This is a genomic window from Rhodoluna sp., assembly GCF_049276775.1.
In the GTDB taxonomy this organism is placed as follows: Bacteria; Actinomycetota; Actinomycetes; order Actinomycetales; family Microbacteriaceae; genus Rhodoluna.
In genome coordinates this window covers 1-7,430 of sequence record NZ_JBASXC010000066.1, presented here as the reverse complement: position 1 = coordinate 7,430, position 7,430 = coordinate 1, and the positions used below count along the sequence as shown (strand labels likewise).

At 52.0% G+C, this 7,430-nt stretch carries 7 protein-coding genes; 5 read left to right on the top strand and 2 right to left on the bottom strand.

Annotated features, from left to right (window positions below; all coding sequences use genetic code 11):
- Both WAO31_RS04350 and iolD read left to right on the top strand, forming a co-directional pair.
- The coding region (locus tag WAO31_RS04350; protein WP_509590675.1) for a Gfo/Idh/MocA family protein at positions 1-1,199 on the top strand (1,199 nt) is incomplete at its 5' end.
- Positions 1,199-3,049: a 3D-(3,5/4)-trihydroxycyclohexane-1,2-dione acylhydrolase (decyclizing) gene (gene iolD / locus WAO31_RS04345; protein WP_509590672.1), complete on the top strand. Its 1,851-nt coding sequence runs from the start codon at positions 1,199-1,201 to the stop codon at positions 3,047-3,049. The genes WAO31_RS04350 and iolD, both read left to right, overlap by 1 nt.
- Positions 3,050-3,059: 10 nt before the next feature.
- Here the strand turns inward: iolD and WAO31_RS04340 are convergent, their stop codons facing one another.
- A complete protein-coding gene (locus tag WAO31_RS04340; protein ID WP_509590670.1) occupies positions 3,060-3,593 on the bottom strand; it encodes a hypothetical protein in 534 nt (177 codons plus the stop codon).
- A gap of 84 nt (positions 3,594-3,677) precedes the next feature.
- On the opposite strand from WAO31_RS04340, the gene WAO31_RS04335 reads away from it, so the two are divergent.
- The gene (locus WAO31_RS04335; RefSeq protein WP_509590668.1) at positions 3,678-4,412 is read left to right on the top strand and encodes a DUF429 domain-containing protein; all 735 of its coding nucleotides are present in this window, start codon (positions 3,678-3,680) and stop codon (positions 4,410-4,412) included.
- A 73-nt stretch (positions 4,413-4,485) separates the two neighbouring features.
- Here the strand turns inward: WAO31_RS04335 and WAO31_RS04330 are convergent, their stop codons facing one another.
- Positions 4,486-5,436: a leucine-rich repeat protein gene (locus WAO31_RS04330; protein WP_509590666.1), complete on the bottom strand. Its 951-nt coding sequence runs from the start codon at positions 5,434-5,436 to the stop codon at positions 4,486-4,488.
- A 164-nt stretch (positions 5,437-5,600) separates the two neighbouring features.
- Between WAO31_RS04330 and WAO31_RS04325 the strand changes: the two genes are divergently transcribed.
- Positions 5,601-6,395 (top strand): TspO-related membrane protein, encoded by a 795-nt coding sequence (locus WAO31_RS04325; protein ID WP_509590664.1) that lies wholly within the window; start codon positions 5,601-5,603, stop codon positions 6,393-6,395.
- Positions 6,396-6,453: 58 nt separating this feature from the next.
- Positions 6,454-7,430: hypothetical protein (locus WAO31_RS04320; RefSeq protein ID WP_509590662.1), on the top strand; the 977-nt coding region annotated here is incomplete at its 3' end.

The window sequence follows — 7,430 nt, the reverse complement described above, 5'->3', positions numbered from 1 at the left end:
AAAGAAAAAGGAAAATAAGGCAAATGAACAAACGCATCGGTATCGCTGTTCTTGGTTTGGGCTGGATGGGAGAGGCTCACTCTCGCTCGGTACTTCGAATGCCCTCACTTTTCCCAAAACGTTCCTTTGACCCAAAGCTGGTAGTTTGCGCGGACACCGAGCCTGCCAGAAGAGATCGAGCGGTATCTGATTTTGGCTTTGAAAGAGCGGTTGAAGACTGGCGCGAGGCAATTAACTCGGACGACGTCGATGCCGTCTGGGTCACCGCTCCAAACATGCTGCACGTTCCAATGATTGAGGCGGCTTGCGCCGCCGGCAAGGCCGTCTTCAGCGAAAAGCCAATCGGCGGAAAGCCCGAGCAAACCGTCGCCGCTCTGCAGGCTGCCAAAAAAGCCGGTGTTGCAACCGGTGTTGGCTACAACTACATTTGGGCACCGCTTGTAATTCACGCCAAGAACCTCATCGACTCTGGAGCTATCGGAGAAATCACGCACTACCGAGGCAGGTTCTTGTCGATGTATGGAAGCGACGAGATGGGACTTTTGACTTGGCGCTTTTTGATGGACCAGGCCGGCTACGGTGTCACAAGCGATATCCTCTCTCACTCGGTATCGATGGCTCAGTACCTAGTTGGCGATATCACCGAGGTAATAGGTATGAAAAACACCACCATTCCTCTAAGGCCACTCCCAACCGGGGCCGCTAGCCACTACGGCCGCGGCAAACCAGAAGATCCAAAGGGCGAAGTTGAAAACGAGGACTTTGCCTCGATGCTCTGCACGTTCAAAAACGGTGCCACCGGAACCTTCGAGGTGTCTCGAACCATGGTCGGACCCGAGAGTCAAAACGCCTTCGAGGTCTACGGAACCAAGGGAGCAATCTCCTGGAATCTAGAAAAGCTCAACGAGTTGCAGTATTACGAGCTCACCGACGATAATAGCTCGGGATACAAAACCATCTACGGGGGCGACCGGTTCCCATTCCACGGCAACTTTGTTCCAGGTCAGGCCAACTCAATTGGCCTGGAGGACTTTATTACCATCGAGGACTACTCGTTCCTGGAGTCACTGGCAACTGGAACCAAGTTCTCACCGAGCTTCAAAGAAGCCGTTGATGTTGTTAGTGTCCAGCAGGCCCTTATAAACTCTTGGGATTCCAAGGCCTGGGAGAAAGTCACCGACTTAGGAGGCGGCAACTGATGGCAATCAAAACTTTAAAGATCACAACAGCCGAGGCAATCGTTCGATACCTGATCGCTCAGCGCATCGTGGTCGACGGTAAAGAGGTTCCACTTTTCCCGGGGGTAATGGGAATCTTTGGCCACGGAAACGTGACAAGCCTCGGTCACTCGCTCGAAATGCACAGGGAAGCTCTTCCGGTTTGGCGTGGCCAAAATGAGCAAGGTATGGGCCTGGCTGCAGCGGCTTTTGCCAAAGCCAAGCGCCGCCAGCAAATCATGGTTGCAACTTCTTCGATTGGCCCGGGAGCTACCAACATGGTGACCGCGGCCGGAGTTGCAATGTCCAACCGGTTGCCGGTTTTGTTTATCGCGGGAGATACCTTTACCTCCCGCCTACCGGACCCGGTATTGCAGCAGGTGGAACACTTTGGCGTTCCATCGATTACCGTGAACGATTCGTTTCGCTCCGTTTCCAGATACTGGGACCGAATCATCCACCCAGCCCAGGTGCTATCCTCGTTGCCGCAGGCGGTAGCGACAATGCTCGATCCAGCCGACTGCGGCCCAGCCTTTATTGGTTTACCTCAGGATGTTGCAGCCGAGGCTTATGACTTCCCGGAGTCATTTTTTGAAACCCGGGTTCGTGAAATTGCCAGACCGCGGCCCGACCTTGGCCAGCTGGCTAGGGCGGTTGCCCAAATCAAGGCCTCCAAAAAGCCGGTGATTATCGCAGGCGGAGGAGTTCACTACTCACTCGCCGAAAAAGAACTCGCTGATTTTGCCGAAAGCTTTGGAATTCCGGTTGTCGAAACCGTGGCTGGAAAATCCTCGCTGGTTGCAAGCCACCTGGCTTACGCGGGACCACTCGGGGTAACCGGAGCAGAAGCTGCCAACAAGGTTGTCTCTCAAGCAGATCTTGTTTTGGCCGTTGGAACAAGACTCGAGGATTTCACAACCGGTTCCTGGACTCTATTTCACGAAGACGCAAAGTTTGTCGGCATAAACGCCGCTCGCTTTGATGCCGTGAAGCACCAGGCCATACCTTTGGTGTCTGACGCCAGGGAAGCTCTAACGGAGCTAAAGCGCGAGCTATCAGGTTGGAAAGCGGAGAGTTCCTGGACCAAAGAATCTAGGTCCTATAGGTCTGAGCTTCAGGCCTTTGTTGACAATCGAGTAGCCGACGATAGTGTTTGGCCACCGAGCTACGCCCAATTGGTTGGCCTAGTGCACGAGAGTGCAACGGCTGAAGACTACGTCTTGACCGCAGCGGGAGGTTTGCCGGGGGAGCTAAACATCAACTGGATGAGCAAGGCGGTTGCCTCCTTTGACTGCGAGTACGGCTTTTCCTGCATGGGGTACGAGATATCCGGTGCCTGGGGAGCTACCATGGCAAGAGAAAAAGGCGAGGTTTACTCCATGGTCGGAGACGGTTCGTATTTGATGATGAACTCCGACATCTACGGATCTCTACTCTCCGGACACAAAATGATTCTGGTGGTTTGTGACAATGAGGGCTATGCCGTCATCGAGCGCCTCCAGGTAAACCAGGGAGGCGCCTCTTATAACAACATGCTTTCCGATTCCACCGGAACCGGAAAAGATATAAGAGTGAACTTCAAAGCTCACGCTGAATCAATGGGCGCCGTCACCTTCGAGGTTTCTAGCCTTGAAGAGTTCTCCGAAGCGTTGGTCAAAGCCCGCGCCGCGGACAGAACTGCCGTTATCGTGACCAAGGTTCGAGCCAAAGACTTCACAGAAGGCGGAGCCTTCTGGCAGGTTGGGGTTCCTGAAGTCTCGGAACGAGCCGGTGTTCAGGCAGCAAGATCGAAGATGGACCAGGGACTAAAGAACCAGAGGCCGGGGGTCTAGCTAGCTTTCGCTAGTTAGGCTTTAGGCCTTTCCAAATACTGGTGAGCTCCGGAGCTTTAGGAGCCCTCTCACCAAAGAGGGCTTTGTATACCCTTCTACCTGACAGGTAGTGAGCTAGCTGGATCATGGCAGATTTGTAGCTTTTGCCCTTCAGATACTTCTTATACAGTCTTGCTGTTGCTTTTGCCCAAGGGTCACCGTGGTATCCACTGGTTAGGGCGTGGCCAACCTCGTGCAGAAGTGTTTCTTTGTCAAAGTGACAAAGAAACATGGCCTTTTGCTCATGGTCCCACCAGCCCATGGCGTGGGGAATATCACCCTTTAGGCCAAAGTGTGAATGAATCCTCACCCAAGAAACCTTCAGCTTTTCTTTCTTTGCGATCTCCTCGAGCAACAACAATGAAGGCTTCCAGAGTTTCCAGGCTCGAGAGTCAAACTTCAGCCCAGGCCTTACTTCAAAGGAAAGCTGGGTAGCCCACACCGGCAGAATTCGGTAGCGACCGGCTATCTTGAGCTCTATTAGTTGGTTGGGGTTTGACGGCATGAAACGATAGTACGCCCGGAAACTAGAGCCTCTAACCTTAGAAACCCACCCTTTTAGCAACTAGCAAAAAGTTAGGCTCTAAGCATGTTAGTTGCAGGGATAGACCTAGCTGCAGAGCCCAAGGGAACTGCTCTAGCGCTGATCGAGTTCAAAGCCAACAAAGCCGAGCTTGTGTTTCTCGAGCAAGGCTTAGACGATCAGGCCCTGATAGATAAAACAATCAAGGCCAACAAAGTCGGCATTGATTGTGCATTTGGGTGGCCCATCGAATTTGCCAAGTTCATAGCCCAAAACCAAGACCCTAAAAATAAAAACCCAATTGACGGCGGTATGGATTTTCGAAGAACTCTTTCCTTTAGGGAAACCGACCGGGTAATAAAAGAGCTAACTGGCCGCTGGCCACTATCGGTCTCAACCGACAGGTTAGGTCTCACCGCGATGAGATGTGCAGGGCTACTGTCCAGATACCAGCAAGCCGGTACCGAAGTAGACCGCTCAGGAGCTGGCAAGCTTGCCGAGGTATACCCCGGAGCAACACTTAGAACCTGGTCCTTTGACACCACCAACTACCGAGTCAATAAAGAGGTACGGGCAAAGCTAATAAAAGAGCTAAACCGACAAGCCCCTTGGTTGGAACTTGGTGCTAATCAAGCGCTGATGATTGAATCAGGAGATGCCTTTGATGCCGTGATTGCAGCCCTAGCTGCAAGAGCAATACATCAGGGCAACTACCACAAACCAACTACCGACCAGCAGGCAAGAGCTCTAGTCGAGGGTTGGATCTGCCTTCCAACTGAAGAGCTAACAAACCTCGCCTAGAGCTTGAAGCTTTAGATCAAATTTGTAATTCGTTTTGTAATTCAAGCCTTGAAATTCCAAGACTGTAGTTTGCTCAAGGCAATGCGGAAGATTTGGCTTTGGAGCCCAATACCAAGGTCTCAGGGATGCTGTCTTGGCTTGCCCCGAGCTTATAGAGCTTGAGCTTTATCTTCACATCACGCTTTTTGACTCCACGCTTCACCAGATACTTCTTTAACGCTTTGGCCTGAGCCATGGCCAGAGCTCTGGCTTGCTTTTTTGTCACCCCCACAGATCGCGCAAAACCTGCAACAACCTCAAAGCTCCCCCCTGCTCCAACCTCGCCGATAAGGGTCCGAAGAACCTTTTTCTGTTGCTTGGCTAAGAAGGCAGAATCGAGGGAGAAAGATTTGGTGATGCTGGGGGTTGGAATGGCAGCCGGGGGAGTAGGAGCCGGAGCCGGGGAATAGCTAACCGGCGCCGGATCAGGAGTTGGGTCTGGCTCTGGATCCGGTGTGACAATCGTTCCACCTGTTGCAATCATCAAACCCTTCCAGGTGTCACCAACAGATCCAAAGCCTGTTGCGCCATCTTCAAGGTAGAGCTTGGGACTAGCCCCGATCCTGGTGAAGGCATCCTCTGAGACAGCGCTTGGCGCTGTCATACCTCGAAAGGTCACGCTGGTAAGAGCGGAGCTATCGGCGAATGCTTGAGTGCCAATGGTTGTCACCCCAGAAGGAATTGTGAAGGAGGTGATTCCGGTGGCTGCAAAGGCTTGAGCGCGGATCGTAGTCAGAGATGAATCGGAAGCAAAGGTCACGGTTGTAAGGAAAGACGCAGATTCAAAAGCACTGAGATCGATTGTTGTGACATTAGAGGGGATTACAGCCTCCCCTTCACAATTCAAGTTTGAGGCAACTGCGGTTCCAGAGACCGTGAAGAGTCCACCGAGCGAACACGCAGTGTTCGCGGCGTAAGCCGGGGTCAAACTAACCCCGGCAAGCAATACTGCTGAAGATAAAGCAACTAAATAGGTATGTTTCAATTTGTCCTCCTCTACTAGCCATTTAGCTATCGAGAGGAAGGACCCTTGAGGTGGGCACCCCAGACGATTAGGTAAAAAGCTAGCAAAGGATCAAACATACGTAAAGAGCTCTTTTCCTTGAGGTTTTAGGTCCTAAAGGGTCTGGCTGTGGTTGACTCGAAGGTATGGCCAAGCACTTACCAGCCCGAATCCTTGCTTTAGCAAGCTTTGGCTTCGTGCTGGTGATGAACGCTGTGGCAACAGCCCTTCCCTTGAGTGGGCTATCGGTTGGCCAAGTATCAGATAAATACACCACCTTATTTGCACCGATTGATTTCACCTTCGGGATCTGGGGCCTTATCTACCTAGGCCTCACTGTCTATACTTTCACCCAGTTATTTCAAGACAACGAGATAATCCAAAAGATCACCCCCTGGTTCATTGCCGCCAACGTATTCAACGGATCCTGGATCATTGCCTGGCGCCTGGAGCTGATTGGCCTAGCAGCCCTTATCTTGATAGGGCTGCTTGTATGTCTCTTTATGATCAACCAGGCAACAACCAGAAAGCGCAGCACCATCGAGCAAACACTCTTCGTTCGGCTCCCATTCGCCATTTACTTCGGCTGGGTCACGGTTGCAACAGTCGCCAACATCAGCTCATTTTTTGTCCAACTCGGATACCAAGACGGCTTTCTTGGGCTATCGGCTGAAAGCATCACTGTAGCGATACTGATCGTTGCAACCCTGATTGGAACAGCAACAGCGCTTGTGAACTCTTCCCCTGCATACTCTCTTGTACTGGTGTGGGCTTTTTATGGAATCTACTCAAGACACACATCAGAATTTGAATGGAACTTCCAATACCCAAGCATCATCCTTTCAACCCAGGTGTTGATGGCTGTGTTGGTGTTGGTGAGCGTTGGGGCTTTGGTTAGGTGGTTGAGGCAGCCAGTGAAAGAAGAAGTTGCTAGCTCCTGATTACCTTGCACCGCGAGCTTCCTTGAAGCTGTTTGCGGAGATAAAGTAGGGTAATCCCATGAAGAGATGGCTCCCGCTTCTACTCACAATCCCTCTTGTGATCTCGGGATGCACTCCGATTGCTTCAACTAACAACTCCTCAGAGATTCAGTCGCAATCATCCGACCAACCCGAAGCCTCTTCTGAACCCCAAGAGGAGTCTGTTGAATCAATTAACTCCTCCGAAGAAGAGCCAACCACCAGCCAAGCAGAGCCAAGCGAACCGGTGAAGCTCTGGAGTCAGACCCAATCGCCACAACCAGCTGCTTTTTGTAAAGTTCCAGACCAAAGACCTGTTGCCTATCAAGGCGAGGCAAGGGGTCATACCGTCAATGGAATCCCCTGGGGAGGCCCCTCCGGCTTCCCGCTCGTCGAGCAAACTGTCCCAACCAAGGGAGAGCTCAACTGGCTGTTTGTCATGGTTGCCTTTGAAGATACGCCGAAGTACGTGAAGCAACCAGCCGATTACCTAGAACCACAGATCAAAAAACTCGAACAGTGGGCGAAGTTTTGGTCTCAGGGGAAACTTACGTTCAACGTCAGCTACGTGGACTACTGGGTCGAGCTACCGGTCAAAGCCCTCGATAGACCCAAGGACGACGGGGAGCTAGCTAACCTGATTTTGGCTGGCATGCCAGAAGGTATGCGCCCGGATAACTTCGATGCAACCTTCGTGCAGTGGGCCGATCTATACAAGGCTCCAGGGGTAGAACAAAAAGACCGCAGAAACGAAATTCGTTTCACACTGCGCATGGGAAGCAACGAAAAAAGCTACCAGGGAAATCCCGAAGCTTTGTTCTGGGCACCGGGGTATTACCACTCCAGTGACCAGAAACAACCACTTTCGTTAAAGAGAAAGTACGCCTACGGTCACTGGCTCCACGAGATCCTGCACGAGATGGGTCTAAACCTCCACGCCCCCGGAAACGGTTGGGCAACCGGGGTTGGACAAACCCTTTACCCCAACCAACGCGGCTTTTCTGCTGCTGTGAACTC